This is a genomic window from Paenibacillus anaericanus, assembly GCF_003994475.1.
GTDB lineage: Bacteria > Bacillota > Bacilli > Paenibacillales > Paenibacillaceae > Fontibacillus > Fontibacillus anaericanus.
In genome coordinates this window covers 101,663-121,511 of sequence record NZ_RZNY01000009.1, presented here as the reverse complement: position 1 = coordinate 121,511, position 19,849 = coordinate 101,663, and the positions used below count along the sequence as shown (strand labels likewise).

The 19,849-nt window shown below is 43.4% G+C and carries 21 protein-coding genes, 2 pseudogenes and 1 other annotated feature; of the genes and pseudogenes, 18 read left to right on the top strand and 5 right to left on the bottom strand.

From position 1 onward, the window contains the following. Nucleotides 1-41 precede the first annotated feature (41 nt). The gene (locus EJP82_RS12750) at nt 42-233 is read right to left on the bottom strand and encodes a YwbE family protein (RefSeq protein ID WP_127192442.1); all 192 of its coding nucleotides are present in this window, start codon (nt 231-233) and stop codon (nt 42-44) included. 124 nt (nt 234-357) lie between these two features. After that, nucleotides 358-647 (top strand) — a binding site (T-box leader). Between the two features lie 49 nt (nt 648-696). Between EJP82_RS12750 and pheS the strand changes: the two genes are divergently transcribed. The 3 genes from pheS to EJP82_RS12735 all read left to right on the top strand — a co-directional run bounded on the left by pheS (nt 697) and on the right by EJP82_RS12735 (nt 5,860). Then, nucleotides 697-1,731, top strand: coding sequence for a phenylalanine--tRNA ligase subunit alpha (gene pheS / locus EJP82_RS12745; RefSeq protein ID WP_127192441.1), 1,035 nt, complete (start codon nt 697-699; stop codon nt 1,729-1,731). A gap of 26 nt (nt 1,732-1,757) precedes the next feature. Then, complete coding sequence (pheT, locus tag EJP82_RS12740; protein ID WP_127192440.1) at nt 1,758-4,205, top strand: phenylalanine--tRNA ligase subunit beta; 2,448 nt, start codon at nt 1,758-1,760, stop codon at nt 4,203-4,205. A gap of 113 nt (nt 4,206-4,318) precedes the next feature. Further along, a complete protein-coding gene (locus tag EJP82_RS12735) occupies nt 4,319-5,860 on the top strand; it encodes a cell division protein ZapA (protein WP_127192439.1) in 1,542 nt (513 codons plus the stop codon). A 76-nt stretch (nt 5,861-5,936) separates the two neighbouring features. Here the strand turns inward: EJP82_RS12735 and EJP82_RS12730 are convergent, their stop codons facing one another. Next, nucleotides 5,937-6,314: a cupredoxin domain-containing protein gene (locus EJP82_RS12730; protein ID WP_127192438.1), complete on the bottom strand. Its 378-nt coding sequence runs from the start codon at nt 6,312-6,314 to the stop codon at nt 5,937-5,939. A gap of 187 nt (nt 6,315-6,501) precedes the next feature. Beyond that, a complete protein-coding gene (locus tag EJP82_RS12725; RefSeq protein ID WP_127192437.1) occupies nt 6,502-6,864 on the bottom strand; it encodes a phage holin family protein in 363 nt (120 codons plus the stop codon). 145 nt (nt 6,865-7,009) lie between these two features. Between EJP82_RS12725 and EJP82_RS12720 the strand changes: the two genes are divergently transcribed. From EJP82_RS12720 to EJP82_RS12710, 3 genes are all read left to right on the top strand, one after another. After that, nucleotides 7,010-9,376, top strand: coding sequence for an endonuclease MutS2 (locus tag EJP82_RS12720; protein ID WP_127192436.1), 2,367 nt, complete (start codon nt 7,010-7,012; stop codon nt 9,374-9,376). 21 nt (nt 9,377-9,397) lie between these two features. Continuing rightward, nucleotides 9,398-9,811 (top strand): DUF350 domain-containing protein, encoded by a 414-nt coding sequence (locus EJP82_RS12715; RefSeq protein ID WP_246054083.1) that lies wholly within the window; start codon nt 9,398-9,400, stop codon nt 9,809-9,811. Nucleotides 9,812-9,942: 131 nt separating this feature from the next. Then, the gene (locus EJP82_RS12710; RefSeq protein ID WP_127192435.1) at nt 9,943-10,473 is read left to right on the top strand and encodes a hypothetical protein; all 531 of its coding nucleotides are present in this window, start codon (nt 9,943-9,945) and stop codon (nt 10,471-10,473) included. Between the two features lie 96 nt (nt 10,474-10,569). On the opposite strand, the gene EJP82_RS12705 is transcribed toward EJP82_RS12710, so the two are convergent. After that, on the bottom strand, nt 10,570-11,793 hold the full coding sequence (locus tag EJP82_RS12705; protein ID WP_127192434.1) for an NAD(P)/FAD-dependent oxidoreductase: 1,224 nt from the start codon (nt 11,791-11,793) through the stop codon (nt 10,570-10,572). Nucleotides 11,794-11,954: 161 nt separating this feature from the next. Between EJP82_RS12705 and EJP82_RS12700 the strand changes: the two genes are divergently transcribed. The 9 genes and pseudogenes from EJP82_RS12700 to EJP82_RS12660 form a co-directional block, all read left to right on the top strand. After that, nucleotides 11,955-12,188 carry a hypothetical protein gene (locus EJP82_RS12700; RefSeq protein WP_127192433.1) on the top strand — a complete coding sequence of 78 codons (234 nt, stop codon included), beginning with the start codon at nt 11,955-11,957 and terminating at the stop codon, nt 12,186-12,188. Between the two features lie 73 nt (nt 12,189-12,261). Beyond that, nucleotides 12,262-12,618, top strand: a complete 357-nt coding sequence (locus EJP82_RS12695; RefSeq protein WP_211350101.1) for a spore coat protein — start codon at nt 12,262-12,264, stop codon at nt 12,616-12,618. Between the two features lie 181 nt (nt 12,619-12,799). Further along, on the top strand, nt 12,800-13,300 hold the full coding sequence (locus tag EJP82_RS12690) for an Lrp/AsnC family transcriptional regulator (protein WP_127192431.1): 501 nt from the start codon (nt 12,800-12,802) through the stop codon (nt 13,298-13,300). Between the two features lie 13 nt (nt 13,301-13,313). Then, entirely contained in the window at nt 13,314-14,525 is a 1,212-nt protein-coding gene (locus tag EJP82_RS12685; protein ID WP_127192430.1) for an aminotransferase class I/II-fold pyridoxal phosphate-dependent enzyme, read from the top strand. Nucleotides 14,526-14,688: 163 nt separating this feature from the next. Continuing rightward, nucleotides 14,689-14,919 carry an aspartyl-phosphate phosphatase Spo0E family protein gene (locus EJP82_RS12680; protein WP_127192518.1) on the top strand — a complete coding sequence of 77 codons (231 nt, stop codon included), beginning with the start codon at nt 14,689-14,691 and terminating at the stop codon, nt 14,917-14,919. Nucleotides 14,920-15,467: 548 nt separating this feature from the next. Further along, the gene (locus tag EJP82_RS12675; protein WP_127192429.1) at nt 15,468-16,031 is read left to right on the top strand and encodes a cob(I)yrinic acid a,c-diamide adenosyltransferase; all 564 of its coding nucleotides are present in this window, start codon (nt 15,468-15,470) and stop codon (nt 16,029-16,031) included. Nucleotides 16,032-16,033: 2 nt separating this feature from the next. Continuing rightward, a complete protein-coding gene (locus EJP82_RS12670; RefSeq protein WP_127192428.1) occupies nt 16,034-16,993 on the top strand; it encodes an RluA family pseudouridine synthase in 960 nt (319 codons plus the stop codon). Between the two features lie 40 nt (nt 16,994-17,033). Further along, a complete protein-coding gene (locus EJP82_RS12665; RefSeq protein ID WP_127192427.1) occupies nt 17,034-17,393 on the top strand; it encodes an arsenate reductase family protein in 360 nt (119 codons plus the stop codon). A gap of 30 nt (nt 17,394-17,423) precedes the next feature. Continuing rightward, nucleotides 17,424-17,672 (top strand): annotated as a pseudogene (locus EJP82_RS12660) (5'-3' exonuclease); the annotation flags it as partial. A 469-nt stretch (nt 17,673-18,141) separates the two neighbouring features. On the opposite strand, the gene EJP82_RS27960 reads toward EJP82_RS12660, so the two are convergent. Beyond that, nucleotides 18,142-18,291: a hypothetical protein gene (locus EJP82_RS27960; protein ID WP_170220179.1), complete on the bottom strand. Its 150-nt coding sequence runs from the start codon at nt 18,289-18,291 to the stop codon at nt 18,142-18,144. Nucleotide 18,292: 1 nt separating this feature from the next. Between EJP82_RS27960 and EJP82_RS12655 the strand changes: the two are divergent. The 3 genes and pseudogenes from EJP82_RS12655 to EJP82_RS12645 all read left to right on the top strand — a co-directional run. After that, a pseudogene (locus EJP82_RS12655) lies at nt 18,293-18,745 on the top strand (fibronectin type III domain-containing protein); the annotation flags it as partial. Further along, nucleotides 18,746-18,898 (top strand): S-layer homology domain-containing protein, encoded by a 153-nt coding sequence (locus tag EJP82_RS28855; RefSeq protein ID WP_127192426.1) that lies wholly within the window; start codon nt 18,746-18,748, stop codon nt 18,896-18,898. 387 nt (nt 18,899-19,285) lie between these two features. Next, the gene (locus EJP82_RS12645) at nt 19,286-19,735 is read left to right on the top strand and encodes a DUF4367 domain-containing protein (protein WP_127192425.1); all 450 of its coding nucleotides are present in this window, start codon (nt 19,286-19,288) and stop codon (nt 19,733-19,735) included. Nucleotides 19,736-19,849 lie beyond the last annotated feature (114 nt).

Sequence of the window (19,849 nt, the reverse complement as noted above, 5' to 3'; positions counted from 1 at the left end):
GGGTGAAGCCCCGGACTTGTCCGAGGCTTCATTTGTTATCATCAATGTATCAACTTGACCCGACCTACCTGACCGTCTTGAAGTCGGACTTTAATCCCGTGAGGATGGTTTGGCGAATTGGTGAGGATATCCTTAACGACTCCTCTAGTTAGCTGTCCTGTACGCTGGTCTTTCTTAAGTACAATGTCAACGGTGATGCCGGGTGTGATGTTCTTGCGTTCAGTACCGTTCATATCTCTCCATCTCCTTATCATCATTAAGATACCATAACATAGTAGTAATACAAAAAAACAAGTTACTTACTTGCCATTAAGTGCAACTTTTCATATAATAGCAGGTAAGTCAAGTTAATTTTAAATAAATGCAATGATGGAGAAGAGTAAACAGAATCCTCCTTACAGGAAGGAGACGTCGATGATTGAGAACGTCTCTATGGAAATTGGGCTGTTGAAGTTCACTCTGGAGCAGTTTCTTGAACCTCTAGCTTTGTCGAGTGAGACAGAGTTTATGAAGTAGGGAATACCGGTCACGATCCGTTATATCGTTAAAGTGAGAGTTTGAGCAGTACGTAACCTCTTGCGGCTATGCCGTAAGTTCGTACATGTGTACTCTAACAAGGGTGGTACCACGGTCTTTTCGTCCCTTACGGGAGAGAAGGCCTTTTTTTGTTGTTTTAATTAAAAGGGGGATTTATCGATGAAAGAACGTTTGATAGAACTCAAGCAGGAAGCGGTGGCACAACTTAGCAAGGTCGCTGATGCAACCCATCTGAATGATCTGCGGGTCAAATATTTGGGTAAAAAGGGTCCGTTGACAGAAATTTTACGAGGCATGGGATCGCTAAGTGCAGAAGAACGGCCATTGATCGGACAGGTAGCAAATGAGGTGCGAGGCGCGATTGAATCGTTAATCGAAGAAAAGCAAGAACATTTCCAACGCCAAGAAACAGAACAACGGCTGGCGGCTGAAAAAGTCGATGTTACTCTACCAGGACGTCCATTGAAACAGGGCGGGATTCACCCACTGAATCAAGTTATTCAAGACATTGAGGACATCTTTATCGGTATGGGATATCGTATTGCTGAAGGTCCAGAGGTGGAAACCGACTACTACAACTTCGAATCCCTTAATTTGCCGAAGAATCATCCGGCTCGGGACATGCAGGATTCATTTTATTTAACGGAAGATCTGTTGATGCGGACACAAACTTCGCCTGTTCAAGTACGGACAATGGAGGCCATGAAGGGTGAGGTTCCGGTTAAGGTGATCTGTCCAGGTAGAGTTTATCGCCGGGATGACGATGATGCGACTCACTCATTCCAGTTCCATCAAATCGAAGGCATTGTTATTGGGCCGCGGATTCGGATGAGTGATCTCAAAGGCACGTTGCTGCAGTTCACTCGCGAGATGTTTGGATCTGACACACAAATTCGCTTACGTCCAAGCTTCTTTCCTTTTACTGAACCTAGTGTAGAAGTAGATGTAACCTGTGTGAAATGTAGTGGGAAAGGCTGCCGAGTATGTAAGAACTCCGGTTGGCTTGAGATCCTAGGCAGCGGAATGATGCATCCACGAGTGCTTGAAATGAGCGGTTATGATCCGGAGAAATACAGCGGCTTTGCGTTCGGCATGGGTGTTGAGCGGATTGCAATGCTTAAATATGGAGTCGATGATATTCGTCACTTCTATAATAATGATCTGCGTTTCTTGGGTCAGTTTGCCACAATTTAATTTCTGAAGAGGGAAGGGAACCTAAGATGAAAGTATCAACCGAATGGTTGTCAAATTATATTAGTCTGGATGAAGTAGACATAGAAAAGTTGGCGGAGCAAATTACCCGCTCGGGAATCGAGATCGATTCCGTTGAAAATCGCAATCTTGGCGTGACTGGGGTTGTTGTTGGTTATGTAAAGAGCAAAGAAAAGCATCCTGATGCTGACAAACTGAATGTATGTATTATTGACGCAGGTGTTGGGGAAGATCTTCAAATTGTCTGCGGTGCAAAGAATATTGATGCAGGACAGAAAGTACCTGTTGCCCTTGTAGGAGCTAAGCTTCCAGACGGGTTAGAAATCAAGAAAGCTAAGCTGCGTGGTGTTGTTTCGCAAGGCATGATCTGCTCGGCTAAGGAACTTGGGTTGAATGTCAAATTGCTCCCGAAAGAACAACAAGAAGGAATTCTTGTGCTCCCAGAAGCAACTGAGATTGGAACACCGATAACCAAACTACTCGGGCTGGATGACAAAGTGATGGATTTTGATCTAACACCTAATCGTTCGGATTGTTTGAGCATGATTGGTGCTGCATACGAAGTAGGTGCTATTCTGGGTAGAGATGTTAAGCTTCCGGCAGCCGATCTGGTCGAAGTTACAGGCCAATCTGCTAAAGATTCTATATCTGTGAAAATTGATAACCCGGAATTATGTAGCCATTATGCTGTGCGTTATATTTCGGGGGTCAAGATTGGACCTTCGCCACTTTGGATGCAGAACCGGCTTATGGCTGCGGGTGTTCGCCCAATCAACAATATTGTTGACATTACGAACTACGTAATGCTGGAGTATGGACAGCCACTTCATGCTTTTGATGCTGATCAGATTGCAGGCGCAACGATTGGCGTGCGGGTAGCGGAAGAAGGCGAGAAGCTAGTTACACTGGATGGACAAGAGCGTAATCTAACAGCAGGAGCGCTGTTGATCGTCGATGGTCATAACAAACCTGTTGGTTTGGCAGGGGTTATGGGTGGACTTCATTCAGAGGTTACGGAGAACAGTGTTAATATTGTACTGGAGTCCGCTAAGTTTGATGGCGGTACAATACGGAAAACTTCTCGCCAATTAGGACTTCGTTCTGAAGCCTCCCAACGCTTCGAGAAAGAAGTTGACCCGGGCGCTGTATTACCTGCTTTAGATCGGGCGGCTGCACTCATGGCTAGCTATGCAGGTGGCACTGTTCATCAAGGTGTGGTGGAATCACTTATTGCTGAGCCGCAAGAAAGATCGGTAGCTCTATCTGTCAATAAGTTGAATGATTATTTAGGAACAGATATTTCCCCACTAGAGATCAAAGTGATTCTGTCACGACTACAATTTGGACATAGTGATCTAGCTAACGACGTGATTAATGTCTCTGTGCCTACGCGCCGAGGTGACATTACCCGTGACGTTGATCTCATTGAAGAGGTAGCTCGTTTGTATGGATACGATAATATTCCTGTAACAGCAATTGAAGGACCAACAACGCCAGGTGGATATAGTAGACCTCAAGCACTTCGTCGTGCTTTACGTGGTTTGCTGTCACATGGAGGTTTTCAGGAAGCGATGGGATACTCCTTCATACGCGAAGGAGCAGGAAGTATCTTCCCTATGCTTGGTAAAGGCGGACATGAAGTGAAATTGGCCATGCCAATGAGCGAAGATCGTAGTGTATTAAGAAGCAGTTTGTTGCCTGGATTGATTGATATTGCAGCATACAATCGCAATCGTAAAGAAGAGAATCTGGCGCTATTTGAAATCGGTAGTGTATTCCAATCCGATGAAGAGAACCTGACGAAACAACCGCGGGAGCTTCCGGTCTTAAGTCTTCTACTTACGGGAGATCGCGTAGAGAAACGCTGGAATGTTTCGACTGAAAAGGTTGATTTCTTTGATCTAAAAGGTGCATTAGAAAGTGTGTTTGCTTATCTAGGAATGGGAAATATGGTTTCTTATGAAGCTAATAGCCCACAAGGCTTCCATCCTGGTCGATCAGCGTCGCTATATTTGAACCTTCCGGAAGGTAAGCAGTTGATTGGTTCGTTAGGTCAACTTCACCCAGAGGTACAACGTGAGAAGGATTTGGACGATACGTACGTTGCAGAACTTCTGTTGGAGCCATTGTATCAATTTGCGGGAGAACATGTTGAATATCGTGAATTGCCGCGATTCCCTGCGATGGAAAGAGATATCGCTGTAGTTATTGGTAGCGATATAGTGGCAGAATCCTTGATTATTACTATTAAGGAAACGGCGGGAGAATTGCTTGAATCGGTCAAGGTTTTTGATGTATATACCGGAAGTAAGCTTGGAGAGGGCAAGAAGAGTGTAGCCCTTTCGCTTGTTTATCGTCATCATGAGCGTACGCTAACGGATGAAGAGATTTCGGCGGTCCATGAAAAGGTGGTTTCTGCACTTGAACAAACTTTTGCTGCAGAATTGAGAAAATAGCAGGAATTAATTGAAGTCACATCGAATCAATGTAAAGTATCGATTCGATGTGACTTTCGTGCAAGTATAAGACATCAGGAAACACAACGGAGGACCGAAGGAGGCACAAATCTTTGACTACCCCTGACCGAATAACTGTAAATGTTGAGATTTATGGAACTTCTTATAAAATTGTTGGCAGCAGTGCTGAATACATGCATCAGGTTGCACGCCGCGTAGACGAACATATGCGTGCTATATCCAAAATGTATTCTCATTTGGATACACCACGACTTGCTGTATTGGCCGCTGTCCGTATGGCGGAGGAAGCAGTTAAGACCGATCAAATCCGGGATGAACTGCAAACAACACTCCAAGAGAAAGCCGGGCTCTCACAAGAGATTTCTGTTCTAGGGGCTTTGCATACGAAGCAAGAGAATATGTACAAGACTCTGCAAGAGGAACAACATCAATTAAAGATGGATAATAAATTGAATAGTGAGCAGCTTGTTAAGAGTGAGAATACGGTGAAAGAACGGGCTTCAGAAGTAAACAAGCTTACTGCTCGGGTTCAAGAATTAGAACGACAATTGGCCGAAGAGCGGGGCGGTAGTGCGCAACTTCGGACCAAACTATCTGCGGTGGAACAAGAAGCCAAGAAGGAGAAGGGTGAAGTTGAGCGTCTTCTTCTTCAGGTGAAGGGGTCACAGCAACGTGAGGAAGCGGCTAAGGTTGCTGAACAACGGATTAAGGATAATCATACCAAGCTGGAACAGCAGGCCAAGCAAATGCAAGCATCGTTACAAGCGGCAGAAACTGAGACAAAGAAGCAGCTACGTTTACTACAGGAAGCTAGAGAACGAGAAGACAAGCTTCGTTCAGAAGTGACAAGTGCGCTTCAGAATGAGAAGTCATGGCAGAAACTAGCGGAGATGCGTAATGAAGAGTTAAGTCGTCTAGAAATTGGTCTGTTGGAAGCGGCAGATCGTAATGAGAAACTAGAAGAGTTGTTGGAGTCCACGGCGAAAGAAGCTGATTTAACCCGAGAAGGACTTCAGGTTGAGAAGAACGTGGTTCGGAAGTTAAACTCTGAAGTGGAATTGTTACGCTCTCAGATGGATCAAGTTACGAGGGAACGGACTAGTGCGGTCCATGCAACAAAGTCACTAGAAGATGAGAAATCGACTTTGCAGGAACAATTAGCGCGACTTGGTAAGCGGCTGAATGAAGCAGAGCGTGAAGTTCAGGATTATGCTGCGCTGGCTGAGGAACAGGAAACATCTCGACTGGAAGCGGAAAGCCGAGAGTTGCAATGGAGAGAGCAATTGGCATCAGCTGAACAGGAGTTAGTGTTATGGCGTGAGACTGAAGCAGACCTTCAACGGCAATTAAGCCAATGGCAGAAAGAAAGTGCTGCTGGTGGGGAACAAGTCTTGACTTTATCATCGGATTTCAGCGAGTTGAAGGAACAAAGGGAGCAAATAGCGGAACAATTGCGTCAAATTTCTGAAAGTTATGAAATTGTGTCGCATGAGTACCGACTGCTTCAGGTTGAACGTGAGGTCGAACGGGATCAAGTGCTTAAGACGGAACAAGAATATTCTCGGTTGAAGGAAGATTACTCTAAGCTTCAATCTGAATATAATGAGTGGATCGAATTAATCGAACAGGAATAATTTATGGATGCAGCATTTTTTCTGACTTAAAAGTAAGAGCCCCCAGAAAAATTAGGGGGCTCTTGCGCTTGCTTAGTTATTCTACGATGATTGTGGAGATCATTGTACCGTGGCCCGTGCCACACATGATCGAACAGGATATTTCGTATTTACCTGATTTGGTCGGTGTGATTACCTTTGTATCATTTTGTCGGTCCATTTGTAGCTTTAATCCAGGAATGAGGAGGCCGTGATTACCTTCCTCATTTTTGAAAATTATTTTTACAGGAACGTCCTTCTTTAAATGATATTCTGTCTGGTCGAATTTGTAATCGGTAGCGGTGATAACCAGTTCTGCTTCAGGTATTACATTGCTCTCAGAGGTGTTATTACTAGCCTGTGATCCATTGCCATTACAAGCAGAAATAATGAACAAAAAAGTGAGTCCAATCATAAAAGCAAGTGTTTTTCTCATAGATACCCTCCTGAATGTAAATAAATTGTGACAATTATAAGAAGATCATACAGTGAAAAGTGGGAGGGTGATCATAATGAGTATGATAAATTCATGAACAATTTCATTTATTTGGAATATTGGCGTATTTATTTGCTGCAAAAAACTCCTTGTTCAAGAACAAGGAGTTCAATGCATGAAATAGATGTCAGCGGGAAGATTTCTCCTTGGCTGCGTTAAACGGTGTAGACACTGGGATGAATAGATCAATAATCCCAATCACCAGTGCTGCAAGCAATGCTCCGATAATGGATACAGTTACACCAGACACGATGAACTGAGCCAACCAGATCACAAGTGCACTGACTAGAAATCCGACGATTCCGCGTCCAAAAGGGGAGACTCTTTTTCCGAAGATGCCTTCAACAGCCCAACCCAACAAGGCTATGACGAGAGCCAGTAGTAGGGCGCTGCCAAAACCACCGATACTGAATTGCGGAACGAGCCATCCCACAACTAACAGAACCACCGCAGAGACGATAAAACGTACGACATGTCCCAAAAAATGCATGGTATATGGCCTCCTTATATTTGATCCTGCACATGATTATATTGTTCCATAATTGCACTTCTTATGTACCGAACTATCCGAAATGGCAAAAAATGAGTCATTTCGTTATAATGGACTCATAGCACGAGGGGAGTTGTGAAAGTTCTTGGATCAGAAAATATTAAGAACCATGGAATATAGTAAGATTATAGATAAACTTTATAAATATTGTCAGACCCCGCTAGGTAAGCTTGCTGCAGAGCAACTTCACCCTGTTTCTGAACTGGAGGAAGTGAAACGACTACTGCAGGGGACGGACGAAGCGTTTAAAGTCGATCGTCTAAAAGGCTCTCCACCTTTTGGGGGAATTGTTGATATTACTCCAGCCGCGAAGCGTGCCCGCATCGGGGGAACGTTGAATCCACATGAACTTTTTGGTGTGGCAACGACACTCGAGGGAGCGCGGCGCATCAGAAGGTATATCTCCGCTATTCATGACGAAGAGCCTATTGAGTTGCTATTTACACTCAGTGATGCACTTAGCGAGCAGAAGTCGCTAGAAGAGGCAATTAAACGCTGTATTAATGACAGCGCTGAAGTTCTAGACTCTGCTAGTGCTGAGTTGGCACAAATCCGCCGGGAACTACGAGGCGGTGAAGTCCGAATCCGTGAGAAACTGGATGCGATGATTCGTTCTTCCTCTATTTCCAAGATGCTGCAGGATCAGCTGATTACAATCAGGGGAGACCGGTTCGTTATTCCTGTGAAGGCGGAGTATCGGGCTCATTTCGGGGGCATAGTACACGATCAGTCGGGATCGGGAGCAACGTTGTTTATTGAACCCGAATCAATTGTAGCTATGAATAACAAGCTGCGCGAGACGCGTCTACGGGAAGAACGTGAAATCGAAGTTATCCTCCAGAAGCTGACTGCCCTAGTTGGAGATCAGACGGAACTACTGTTGTATGACAGTGATATACTTGCTCAATTGGATTTCTTGTTTGCCAAAGCGCGTTTGGCTCGTGAGATGAAAGCTGCGATGCCGAGAATGAATGATCGAGGATTTTTGAAGCTGAAAAAAGGCCGGCATCCGCTTATTCCTGCTGATCAAGTTGTTCCTATCGATGTGGAGCTAGGCAATGAGTATACCTCCATTATCGTAACTGGACCCAATACGGGCGGAAAGACGGTAACGTTAAAGACCATTGGTTTACTTAGTCTGATGGCCATGTCAGGACTATTTGTACCTGCTGAAGATGGGGTTCAATTATGTGTGTTTGATGCCATTTATGCTGATATCGGTGATGAACAGAGTATTGAACAGAGTCTCAGTACCTTCTCCAGCCATATGACCAATATCATTTCGATACTCAACGTAATGACACCCAAAAGCCTAGTGTTACTTGATGAGGTTGGGGCAGGAACTGACCCGGCGGAAGGATCGGCACTTGCTATAGCAATTCTCGAGCATATTCATTCTCTGGGCAGTCGTATGGTAGCTACGACACACTATAGTGAGTTGAAAGCCTATGCATATGAGCGTAAGGGTGTTATTAATGCGAGCATGGAGTTTGATGTAAATACACTCAGCCCGACCTATCGACTATTAGTTGGTGTTCCCGGACGAAGTAATGCGTTTGCTATAGCGAGCCGTCTTGGACTGCAAGATGATATTTTAGATTTCGCTCGAGGAGAGGTCAAAGAAGAAGATCTTCGTGTCGAGAATATGATTGCTTCACTCGAAGAGAATCGCCTTGGGGCTGAACAGGAACGCGAGACTGCAGCGAAGCTGCGTAGTGAGCTGGAAGTTTTACGGAGTCGTCATGAGGCGGAACTACAGAAACTTGAAGAGCAGCGAGACAGACGCTTGGACAAGGCTAAAGAAGAGGCATCTGCGATCATTGCTAAGGCACGAAATGAAGCCGAGGAAATTATCAGGGATCTACGGAAACTCGCCCAAGAGGAAGGTGCTTCGGTCAAGGAGCATAAACTTATTGCCGCTCGCAAACAGTTGGATGAAGCTGAACCGCAACGCCGGAAAAAGGTAGGGGCTAAGCCTAAAGCGGTCAAAGCAGCACGTTCCATAGGCCCTGGTGATGAAGTGATGGTATATAGCTTGAACCAACGAGGGCTTGTGGTAGAACTAGCTGGAGGAAAAGAAGCTGTTGTTCAGCTTGGGATCATGAAGATGAAAGTTCGCTTGGATGATTTGGAGTTGATTGGCTCTGCTCCTGAAAGCAAGCCGGCGGGGCGTACATTAGCTAACGTGAAGCGGACACGAGATGAACACGTGCGTAGTGAATTGGATCTTCGTGGTGCCAACTTAGAGGAAGCTCTCATTGAGGTTGATCGTTTTATTGATGAAGCATACCTAGGAAACTTAGGTCAGATCAATATTATTCACGGCAAAGGTACTGGAATTTTGCGTACAGGGATATCGGATTACCTTCGTAAACATAAACATGTAAAAAGCTACCGTCTTGGGAATTATGGTGAAGGCGGTACAGGAGTAACAGTAGCAGAACTTAAGTAACAGGGGAGAAGAGGGGAGACCGTGGGAAACATTGATCCACTGCTTGAACAGCCATTTGGGTTTGTGGTCGGTTATCTTTCTGTAGCAGTTATGGAATTAGTCGTGTTTCTTTCCTTCTTTGAACTTGTAACGAGATATAGTTGCTGGCAAGAGATTAAACGTGGGAATCTAGCCGTGTCACTTGCTACGGGTGGGAAGATATTCGGGATTAGTCATATTATTCGTAGTGTGGCTAATGAGTCGTCGATCTATGATTTCATACTTTGGTCTTCTCTAGGCATTGGAATGCTCTTTGTAGCCTATGTATTGTTTCAATTTTTAACATCGGTTTTTCAAGTCGATAAAGAAATTGCTGCCGGTAATGTGGCGGTTGGATTTATTGCCATGACCGTTTCGATATCGGTATCGTATCTAATTGGAGCTTGTATAGGTTAGGGGGAGTATAGTTTGAAGAATTTTATGCGGAATTTAGCAAGAATTTTGTTCGTAGCTGCTGTGCTTTTCATGGCTGCGGGCATCTATTATCTTTGGAACGCTTAAATTAAGTTATGGAAAGGATGGACTGCATGGAAACAACGATTTGCCCATGGTGTCAGACGGAAATTGTATGGGATGAGGAACTAGGTCCTGAGGAAGAATGTCCTTATTGCCACAATGAATTAAAAGGATATCGCACTTTGAATATTGATCTTGATTCTGACATAGAGGATGAAGAAGAAGGTAACAAAGGAGGACAACCATTCTGGGAAGAGGAGAATGAGGAACAGTTGGAGTCTAGCCGCCGCTTGGATGTTTTTGCAGCGGGTGGCAGAAATCCACTTGTTTATGAATCTGGTGTTGAGACATTGCTAAATGGACAAGATGAAGTTCCAGAGTGCCCGCATTGCAGGGAATACATGTTATTCACAGGTAAGCAATCCCTTGCACATGGTGACTTCGAAGGAGTTGTACCAGAAGGGCTGAAAAATCCTTTAGTACTGGACAACGCAAAACTGAATGTATATGTTTGTTCAGCCTGTTTCCATGTTAGTCGTTTCCTCTCGGAAGAAGATAGAAATGCTTTGATTCAGACGATTAGTGGAGAAAACGACAAGTAATAACTCTGTTAATTTATCAATTTATTGGGTGACAAATGGCAGGACAAGGGAGTGATCCTTAGTCCTGCCATTTGTCTTATTCTACGATATTTTGGATCATCTTCGGTTAGGTTTAGATGTTCGTATTAAGGAGAATATCTCCATATCAGGCCGATGGATACCGGTTAACACATCTGTGATCATCTCGGCGGCGATCATACTGCACACGGTTCCATTTCCCCCATATCCCTCTAGAAAATAACAATGAGGATAGTCTGGATGGGGTCCAATGTAGGGCAGGCCATCACGTGTTCCTCCAAACACCGCTCCCCAAGCATATTCCGATTTCAGAGCAGCTTTGCGCGGAAACATGGTGTGAATGACGTTTAAAAGCTTTTTACTCTGATGGATATAACGGTTATCTTCCAGCACTCCCCCAGGTAAATGTTCATCGAGTCCTCCGGATATAATCCGACCATCTGGAGTTGTTCTCAAATATGAATAGGGTCTTGCGGTCTCCCAAATGAGGCAACGTTGATACCAATCGTTGAAATCTTGCACTGGTTCGGTCACTGTTACATAAGAACTCGTTAAGTTAGCTCCTTGATCTTTTTTGAATTGTTGGGTTTCGTAACCTGTTGCAAAAATGATGTGCTTTGCTGTGATTTCCCACTTACCTGATCGGCACTTCACATCATTTTCATGAAATTGGAATCCATTTACGTTACTGTGCTCGTAAACTCGAACTCCGTTGGATGAAGCCTCCTGAATTAATTCATGAACCAGCATTAATGGGTTAACCTCTGCATCACCATATGTATAGATAGCTGCTGGTCTTGTAAAGGGGAATCGCTCGCGTATCATTTCTTCATCCCACCATTCTGCAGGGAATTGAAATCGTCGCTGCGTTTCAAACTCTTCGCGGAGCACGTCGACATCATCTAAGGTGCTTGCTAAATATAAGCTGCTTCGTGGAATGAGTCGTGCATTAGGTTCAAATTGTGAACTGATCTCCTGAAGCTTGACCAGCGCCCTTTGGGATAGTCTATAGAAATGAACGGCGGTTTCCTCACCGAAAGTTTGTATAAAGGAAGACAGTGTTTTATCACTGGAATATTGCAATAAGCCAGTATTAGTTAAAGTACTCCCGCTGGCTATCTCTCGCTTATCTATCAGTACAGTCTTTACACCCTTTTTAGAGAGTAAATTTGCACAAAGTGCGCCTCCTATACCTCCGCCAACAATCAGGCAGTCGCAGGAAATATCTTCGGATAGTGCTGGATATTGAGGTCGGTTTGGCACTGTTTCCGGCCATAAATATATTCCACTATGCAGCCTCATATCATTATCCCTCCATCGGTTATCAGGATATAGTCATTATCTCCATGAGATAACGTTCTACAAGTCGTGTTCATTATTATGACTTTTCTTAAAACACATATCAGGCAAGTTACGGGACATAATATGCCTGAGTGCAACTAAAATCAGGAGGGAACACAACCATGAACGTATCGCAAATGCAGCCGATTTCAAACAAAGAATTGGATTACATCTCCGATTGCATTTCAAATGAAGATTTACTGGTTAAGCAATGTGCAGCGGCAGCCGTAGTTTGTCACAATCCAACGATTAGCCAAGCCCTTTCGGAGCATATCCGTACTCATGAACAGCATTTGACGAAACTGACTGATGCTTTACAACAACATCAGCATTTAGCCCCGACTCAAGCTCATTAATTCAGAAGACAATTACTGCAGGTAATAATAAAAATATGGGAGGACAAAAACTGTGAATTCACAATTGCAAAATATGGATATACTTCCACTGGAGGATTTACTTAATACGATTCTTTGTGACTTAAAACGTTCGGTTCGGGAATATACAACGGCAACTACTGAATCAAATTGTCCAAGTATCCGTCAGCTATTCACTGAGATGACCAACAGTACCTTGAAGCTCCAAGGTGATCTTTATCAACTCATGTCACAAAACAATATGTATACCGCACCTACGCCGGCCCCACGGACAGAAGTAAGCAAGCAGCTACAATCAGCTCAACAAACGATACAAAAAGCTCAACAATTCGTACAACAAAGAGTAGCGAATACGAATACATCGTATCAACCTCAGTCCAATGTCTCTTCGCAGCAATCGAATTATATGTAACCCCTTTAGGTGTAGAATGAATCAATTGTTGATGATCACCGTCCGTTTCTAGGGAATGCACTCCCTAGCGGACGGTTTTTCTTTGCATCAACCTTGAATTCATGTAAAATAGTAATAAATTTAGATTCCGAGGGCTATAAACTAAGTGTAGGTCATCGGAACAGCGCTGGAGGATTGAAGCATGAAACAATTGAGTGAATTGAAGCTGAAAGTGCTGGATCTTTTGAAAGAGGATGCGCGTAGGGATCCTTCTCTTCTTGCAACCCTGCTTGGGGCAACTACAGAAGAAGTGACAGAGGTTATCAAAGAGTTAGAAGAAGATCATGTAATTGTGAAGTACGCGACGGTTATCAATTCAAGTAAATTGGATGATGAGAAGGTGACCGCTTTAATCGAGGTACAAATTACTCCTGAGCGTGGGCGTGGGTTTGAAGCGATCGCGGAACGAATTTATTTGTTCCCACAAGTAATGTCGGTTTATCTCATGTCAGGTGCCTATGATCTACTTGTGGAAGTGGAAGGGCGCAACTTGAAAGAAGTCGCTAGTTTTGTATCTGATAAACTGTCCCCATTGGAATCCGTGTTATCAACGAAAACGCACTTTATTCTTAAAAAATACAAACAAGACGGAATCATCTTCGAAGATCCTGAAGAAGACCGCCGTCTGTTGATATCTCCGTAAAGGAAGTAATAGTATGAGTATAAATTCACAGCAATCGTCCGAACTGTCGGATCGTTCTATGACCTCTTATTTAGCTCCGCTCGTTAGAGAAATCCAACCTTCGGGCATAAGACGGTTCTTTGATCTAGTTAGTGGAAGCAAGGATATTATTACACTTGGTGTAGGTGAGCCAGATTTCATTACACCATGGCATGTGCGCGAAGCCTGTGTGTATTCTCTTGAAAGAGGATATACCAGTTATACCTCAAATGCGGGTACGCCTGAACTTCGGGAAGCAATTGCAGAGTATTTGTACATCAGCTATGATGTGAAATACGATCCGAAGGATGAAATCCTCGTTACCGTCGGAGGTAGCGAAGCAATAGACCTAGCGCTACGGGCACTGATCGAACCAGGAGATGAAATTCTGATTCCAGTGCCTTGTTATATCTCCTATTCTCCGATCGCTTCCATTGGGGGCGGGGTACCTATTGAGATTGAGACCAATGCAGAGAACAGTTTTAAACTGAAGGCGGAACAACTTTCTGAGAAGATTACACCGAAATCGAAAGTGCTGATATTGAATTACCCCAATAATCCAACAGGGGGGATCATGACTTACGAGGATTGGCTACCTATTGCCAAGTTGGTGGAAAAGAATGATTTGATCGTTATTTCAGACGAAATTTATTCCGAATTAACATATGGTCAAAAACACGTTAGCTTTGCTTCCCTACCAGGTATGAAGGATCGAACGATCTTAGTAAATGGGTTCTCTAAAGCGTTCGCTATGACCGGATGGCGTATGGGATATGCTTGTGGTCATCCTGAACTGATCTATGCCATGCTCAAAATTCACCAATATACAGTGATGTGTGCCCCAGTAATGGGCCAAGTGGCTGCACTTGAAGCTTTGAAGAATGGGTTAAGCGAGAAAGATCATATGGTTGAATCCTATAACCAACGTAGAAGATTGGTTGTTCAGGGACTACGGGATATAGGCTTGACTTGTCATGAACCAGAGGGGGCATTTTATGCCTTCCCTAGTATACAAAGCACGGGGCTGACTTCTGACGAGTTCTCCCAGCGCCTTCTTGTTGAAGGTAAAGTAGCAGCTGTTCCAGGTAATGTATTTGGAGCAGGCGGAGAAGGCTTCTTACGTTGCTCGTATGCTACTGGTGTGGGCCAGCTTAGTGAGGCTCTTCATCGAATGGGTCAGTTTATTCACAAGGTAAAACAAGGATAAGTAGGTTTCCAAACGGAGAGATGGAGCTATTTAACATTTCTTTCATTTTTTAATTGATCGATGTCTCGTGGACATGATATAATTTTATTTTGGAAGAGACAACATTCTGTTTCTCAGGGAGGGAATACCTTTGTGCTATGTTGATTACAATCTACCATTTGATATGGGATGTTATATTGCTGAAGGTAATGATTCAGGACAATGGTGTAATAATAATTGCGAAGTGAATTCAACACAAGTTGTTTCTCTAGAGGATGAAATTCAATTACTTCGGAGTAAAATGGAGCTACTTTTTTCACAGGAAAAATCCTTCACTTCAGATATCGTAATTGAAATCAGCAGTTTGCTTGATTTGAAGATTAATGAATTTATGAGAAGCCGGAAGAACAGATAAGGACAGGTGTAGCATTTTGATTTATCATTTTATAAGTCCTGATCCATTTCAGTTAGTATTTATCTTTTGCCCGATAATTGCGATTATCCTGGGAATTGTATTTGCTCAATTGAGATGGAAACAAGTAATTGCTCCTTTAGCTGGGTTCCTACTTCCCCTTCTTTATATTACGACTGATTGGAATTCATTTAAGGTGAATTTAGAAGCGTGGTTTTTATGGGGAATATTATATGCAATCATAGCCTATGTGGCAGGATGGATTACAAATAAGAGGAAACACAGAACTTAGCATAAATTGATAAGTCAATACGAATTTTATATTTCGGGGCTCTTATGGGGATCGGTTGAGATTCTTCAAGGGAGCCCTTTTTGTATGAAGATTTATCTTCGTTGTTAGATGCAGGTGGAGTCATTTGGATACCTTCATTCTCGTCTATGATCCCTGCTTTGGGGGATTTTTATGGTATAGTTGAACTAGAATATAGTGCAAATAATAGTTCTGACCGAAATAATGATAAGAGAAACTCTTAATATAGGGGGAATTTACAGTGTCAATTTATACACGAACTGGTGACGAAGGAAAGACCTCTGTGATCGGAGGAAGAGTACTTAAAGATGATGATCGAGTTGAGGCTTATGGCACGATCGACGAGTTGAATTGTTTTGTTGGCCAGGCGGTGAGTTTAACCGATCCAGTTGGTTTTGCTGATCTGAGAGAGAATCTACTCCAGATACAACAGGAGTTATTCGACTGCGGATCTGATCTTGCCTATGTACAAGTCAAAAACGGACCCTATAAAGTAGGTGAAGAGCTGGTAGGACGATTAGAGTTATGGATTGATCGTTATGAAGCGGAGAATCCACCGCTTGCGAAGTTCATTCTGCCTGGTGGTACACAGCTTGCTTCTATCTTGCATGTTTGTAGGACGGTATGTCGACGCGCGGAGCGAAGAACCGTTACTTTGAGTCAACAGAGGGAGATTAACTCGGCAGTGCTCAAATATTTAAATAGACTTTCTGATTTCTTCTTTGCGGTTGCAAGAACTGCAAATGCACGTATGGAAGTTCAAGATATTGAATACGTGCGGAGCGGGAAGGTGTTCCGTAACTAATTATGACAGCTTATTACGAACCGATAACATATGAAGTAACAGAACAGGATAATGGGATGTTACTCAAGACCGTATTGCAAAAGAGATTAGGAGTGTCCCGTAAACTACTATCCAGAATTAAGCTGACGGAACGTGGTATTACCTTGAATGGTGAAAGGGTCCATATTAGTGTGAACGTGAATGCAGGGGATGTTGTCGCTATTTCGTTAGAAAAAGAAATTTCGGAGGATATCTTACCGCAGCCCATTCCTTTTAATATAGTATTTGAAGACTACTCTTTGTTGATCGTAAATAAAGATCCTGGTATCATCGTTCATCCGACTAATGGACACTACACGGGGACATTAGCTAATGGGATTGTTTATTATTGGCAGGAAAAAGGCGAAATGTTTCGCTTCCGCCCCGTGCATCGCTTGGATCAGGACACGAGTGGTCTTATTGCCATTGCCAAGAACGCCTATGTACATCAACATATCTCGGAGCAATTGATAGCAGGTCAGGTGACGAAGAAGTATGTGGCACTAGTTCATGGTTGTCCGGAACCAGAGGAAGGTGCCATTGATGGCCCGATTGACCGAGATCCAGCAGAACCACATCGGAGAATAGTGATCGAAACAGGATACCCGGCACTAACATGGTACAAAACGATGGCCAGCTATAAGCGGGGAGCACTAGTAGAACTCATATTGGGTACAGGAAGAACTCATCAAATCCGTGTACACATGACTTCAATAGGGCACCCATTGATTGGCGATAAGATGTATCGAATGCTTGAACTGGAATCGAAGGATGTTCTGGAGAGAGAGGCTGTACTAACATTAGATAATTTAATTCCCCGTCAGGCCTTGCACGCTTGTGAGCTAGGGTTTCGGCATCCGATTACGGGGGAACCTCTTCTGTTTCAGGCTCCACTTCCTAATGATATGGAACAAATGAGAATAATACTGGCGGATGAAGCTTAGTTCGTGCTTATCAGCTATAACAATAGGAGGAATTACTTATATGAGTCAACTTATTGTGTATCAATATCCGAAATGCAGCACTTGTCGTAATGCTATGAAATGGTTGGAGGCTAAGGGACATAAATTGGATTCCCGGCATATCATGGAGACACCTCCCACAGAAATAGAACTTTCGAAAATGATAGATCTTAGTGGATTTGAACTGAAGAAGTTCTTCAATACAAATGGTGAAGTATACAAACAATTAGGTCTAAAGGACAAGCTACCTGTGATGTCTCGTGAGGAACAAATAGCACTGCTAGCTAGTAATGGTATGCTTATTAAACGTCCCATCGTAAGTGATGGGAAGACCGTTACCGTAGGTTTCAAAGAAGCAGAATATGAGCAGGTATGGAAGTAGTATTGAACTTATAATCAAGGAGCGATTGAAGTGACTTTCGAGCAAAACAATCAAGAGAAAATCCTGTTGGTGGATGGAATGGCGCTTATGTTTCGTGCGTACTATGCCTCGGCTGCAACAGGGTACATTCGACGTACAAAAGCAGGGATCCCTACGAATGCTGTCTATGGATTCATGCGCTATTTCTGGGACGCTGTACAAAAATTTAATCCTACCCATATAGCATGTTGTTGGGATTTGGGTGGCAAGACCTTCCGTAGTGGGCAGTTCAGAGATTATGTACCCTCGAATTAATGGGATAATTAAAATAATTAGTGAAATGGCTTGTATTTATAATAATCCCAAGTTTAAATGGGATTATTATAAAAGTTTTCTACTGAAATTTAAGGAAAATTAATCCCCGGAATGTTAATTCATTACGGGGATTTTTGATGAGGACTAACTATTAATTCTGTCTACAAGTGGAATTGAGATGATAACGGGCTGGGAAGTAACGCACAAACATTACTTATTGGTCTGTAACAACCACTGGTAGGCTAAAGGCAAAAGAAGTTGTGATCGTTGACTCGGAGCTTAGCCATTCAATATGGTATGTTTTAAACCAGCTCCCTTCATCGTTTCTTATAGGTTAAGATATATAAACTTGGACGTTTAGTTCAATGAAAACAGCAACAGACTAAGACTTGAAAATAAAAGTCTTAGTCTGTCGCTGTGTGATTTTTTTGTACAATTAAATGCTTTATTTTTATCAGCTCGTTTCGCTGAAATGAAGCACATAGGGTTCGACTGTTCTATTCGTTACGATACCATTTTTATCGATATAATCAAATGAGCCTCCATCGGCTCCAACGGGCGTAACCGCAGTAGCTGGCAATGAACAAGCAAAAGTAAGCTTCACTACCCCGGCGAATGGCGGAAGCGACATTACTTACTACGAGGTAACTGCTATGCCGGGGAATATTACCGTAACTGGGATGGGGAGCCCGATCACGGTAACAGGTCTATCCAACGGAGTTACGTATTCGTTTACGGTGCAAGCCGTCAATAGCGCGGGCAGCAACGTGGCTTCCGACGCCTCTAATTCTGTGACGCCGAGCAACCCGTCCAATGGCAGTAATCCATCGACGCCATCTTCAACGGCTGCGACATCTACTACGACACCTGATCCGGAACAGACACCTGTTTCTCTACAGCCTAAGGTAGGTGTATTTAACAGCAGTATTGTTAATGGAGTCAATTTAATAAATACGATTGAATCCAAAGTAACGGAAGCAAAGGAAGCAAATGTTACGATAGATTTTGCTGACATTAAAGGGCACTGGGCTGAAAAGACGATCGGTATTTTCTATTAATTGCAACTGATTAATGGCTACAAAGATGGTACGTTTAGACCAAACATTCCTATCACACGCGCTGAGTTTGCAGTGATTCTGAATCGTGTGTTCAATATTAGCTCGAGCCGTTCATGCCTTGGTCGGCCTTACTCCCAGTGGATTGCCGCATGAAGAAGATACAACCATAGCATACTTGAAGCGCGCTCTCATCGCTAGGTGGGGGCTATTTGACGCTCTCTTTCGATTTATTCCCTTCTCCAATGTCACGATAGCTAAACCCTTCTAGTGGACCTACAAGAGGGAAAGCACTTTGCGCTTAAAATATCTCTAGGTGAACTAGTGCAACTGCAATCTTTTATACTCATATGGTGTCTGCCGCCCTTTTCCTGGATTCTTTGGAGCCTATGTAAAGAGAAGCGTACGAAAAAAAAATTTGAAAAAGTCTGTAATGGAATGAACTTTTTTTCGTATTACTTAAGTGGATGATTACATTGCGCAGTGTTGATTTCATTTTGCAAAAGGAGATATCTATGGAGTCCTCTATGGACAGCAGAAAGTATGGCTGAAAAGGAAAAAAGAAAATCCGTGATTGATGCCGGCGAGTTTCAGGAAATATACGAAGCCTATTACCGGATTTGGAGGAAGCCCAATTCTATCTGGCCCTTGATTTATTACTGCCCTCTTATCTACCGGAAGGCTATGCCTTTGACCGGATTAGGTTGTTCAACGACGAGCAGGGAAAGTTGGCAAAAGGTAGCGAGTATGCGAGTGTTTATTTCAGCAACTGACCGGGTCAAAGATATTTCTTTGCAGCTCAGGCTGATGAACGAAGCAACCGCCTTTGAAGCAGACCTTGACGATGCCGAGGAAATAAAGATTAACGGCTATGAGGCAGTTGTAGGCAAAGGCGCGGTTTCTGTGGAAATCAACGGGGTCATGTATATGTTCAACTCCCGTGATTCCGAAATCCAGGACGAACAATTGATCAAGATGGCCGAATCCCTATAAGGCTTCCTTCGTTTTGATCAAGGTTTTGATAAAAGGACAAATTTCAAAATAACTGTTCGGTTCCGATATGATGAAGCTGTCGCGCCGGACATGTTTGCTGCGTCAAAAAAGCTA

What these genes read in the sequence shown, in the direction of transcription:
- EJP82_RS12750 (WP_127192442.1), bottom strand. Translation starts at nt 233, where the DNA reads ATGAACGGTACTGAACGCAAGAACATCACACCCGGCATCACCGTTGAC.
- pheS (WP_127192441.1), top strand. Translation starts at nt 697, where the DNA reads ATGAAAGAACGTTTGATAGAACTCAAGCAGGAAGCGGTGGCACAACTT.
- pheT (WP_127192440.1), top strand. Translation starts at nt 1,758, where the DNA reads ATGAAAGTATCAACCGAATGGTTGTCAAATTATATTAGTCTGGATGAA.
- EJP82_RS12730 (WP_127192438.1), bottom strand. Translation starts at nt 6,314, where the DNA reads ATGAGAAAAACACTTGCTTTTATGATTGGACTCACTTTTTTGTTCATT.
- EJP82_RS12725 (WP_127192437.1), bottom strand. Translation starts at nt 6,864, where the DNA reads ATGCATTTTTTGGGACATGTCGTACGTTTTATCGTCTCTGCGGTGGTT.
- EJP82_RS12710 (WP_127192435.1), top strand. Translation starts at nt 9,943, where the DNA reads ATGGAAACAACGATTTGCCCATGGTGTCAGACGGAAATTGTATGGGAT.
- EJP82_RS12705 (WP_127192434.1), bottom strand. Translation starts at nt 11,793, where the DNA reads ATGAGGCTGCATAGTGGAATATATTTATGGCCGGAAACAGTGCCAAAC.
- EJP82_RS12700 (WP_127192433.1), top strand. Translation starts at nt 11,955, where the DNA reads ATGAACGTATCGCAAATGCAGCCGATTTCAAACAAAGAATTGGATTAC.
- EJP82_RS12695 (WP_211350101.1), top strand. Translation starts at nt 12,262, where the DNA reads ATGGATATACTTCCACTGGAGGATTTACTTAATACGATTCTTTGTGAC.
- EJP82_RS12690 (WP_127192431.1), top strand. Translation starts at nt 12,800, where the DNA reads ATGAAACAATTGAGTGAATTGAAGCTGAAAGTGCTGGATCTTTTGAAA.
- EJP82_RS12685 (WP_127192430.1), top strand. Translation starts at nt 13,314, where the DNA reads ATGAGTATAAATTCACAGCAATCGTCCGAACTGTCGGATCGTTCTATG.
- EJP82_RS12680 (WP_127192518.1), top strand. Translation starts at nt 14,689, where the DNA reads ATGGGATGTTATATTGCTGAAGGTAATGATTCAGGACAATGGTGTAAT.
- EJP82_RS12670 (WP_127192428.1), top strand. Translation starts at nt 16,034, where the DNA reads ATGACAGCTTATTACGAACCGATAACATATGAAGTAACAGAACAGGAT.
- EJP82_RS12665 (WP_127192427.1), top strand. Translation starts at nt 17,034, where the DNA reads ATGAGTCAACTTATTGTGTATCAATATCCGAAATGCAGCACTTGTCGT.
- EJP82_RS12645 (WP_127192425.1), top strand. Translation starts at nt 19,286, where the DNA reads ATGGCTGAAAAGGAAAAAAGAAAATCCGTGATTGATGCCGGCGAGTTT.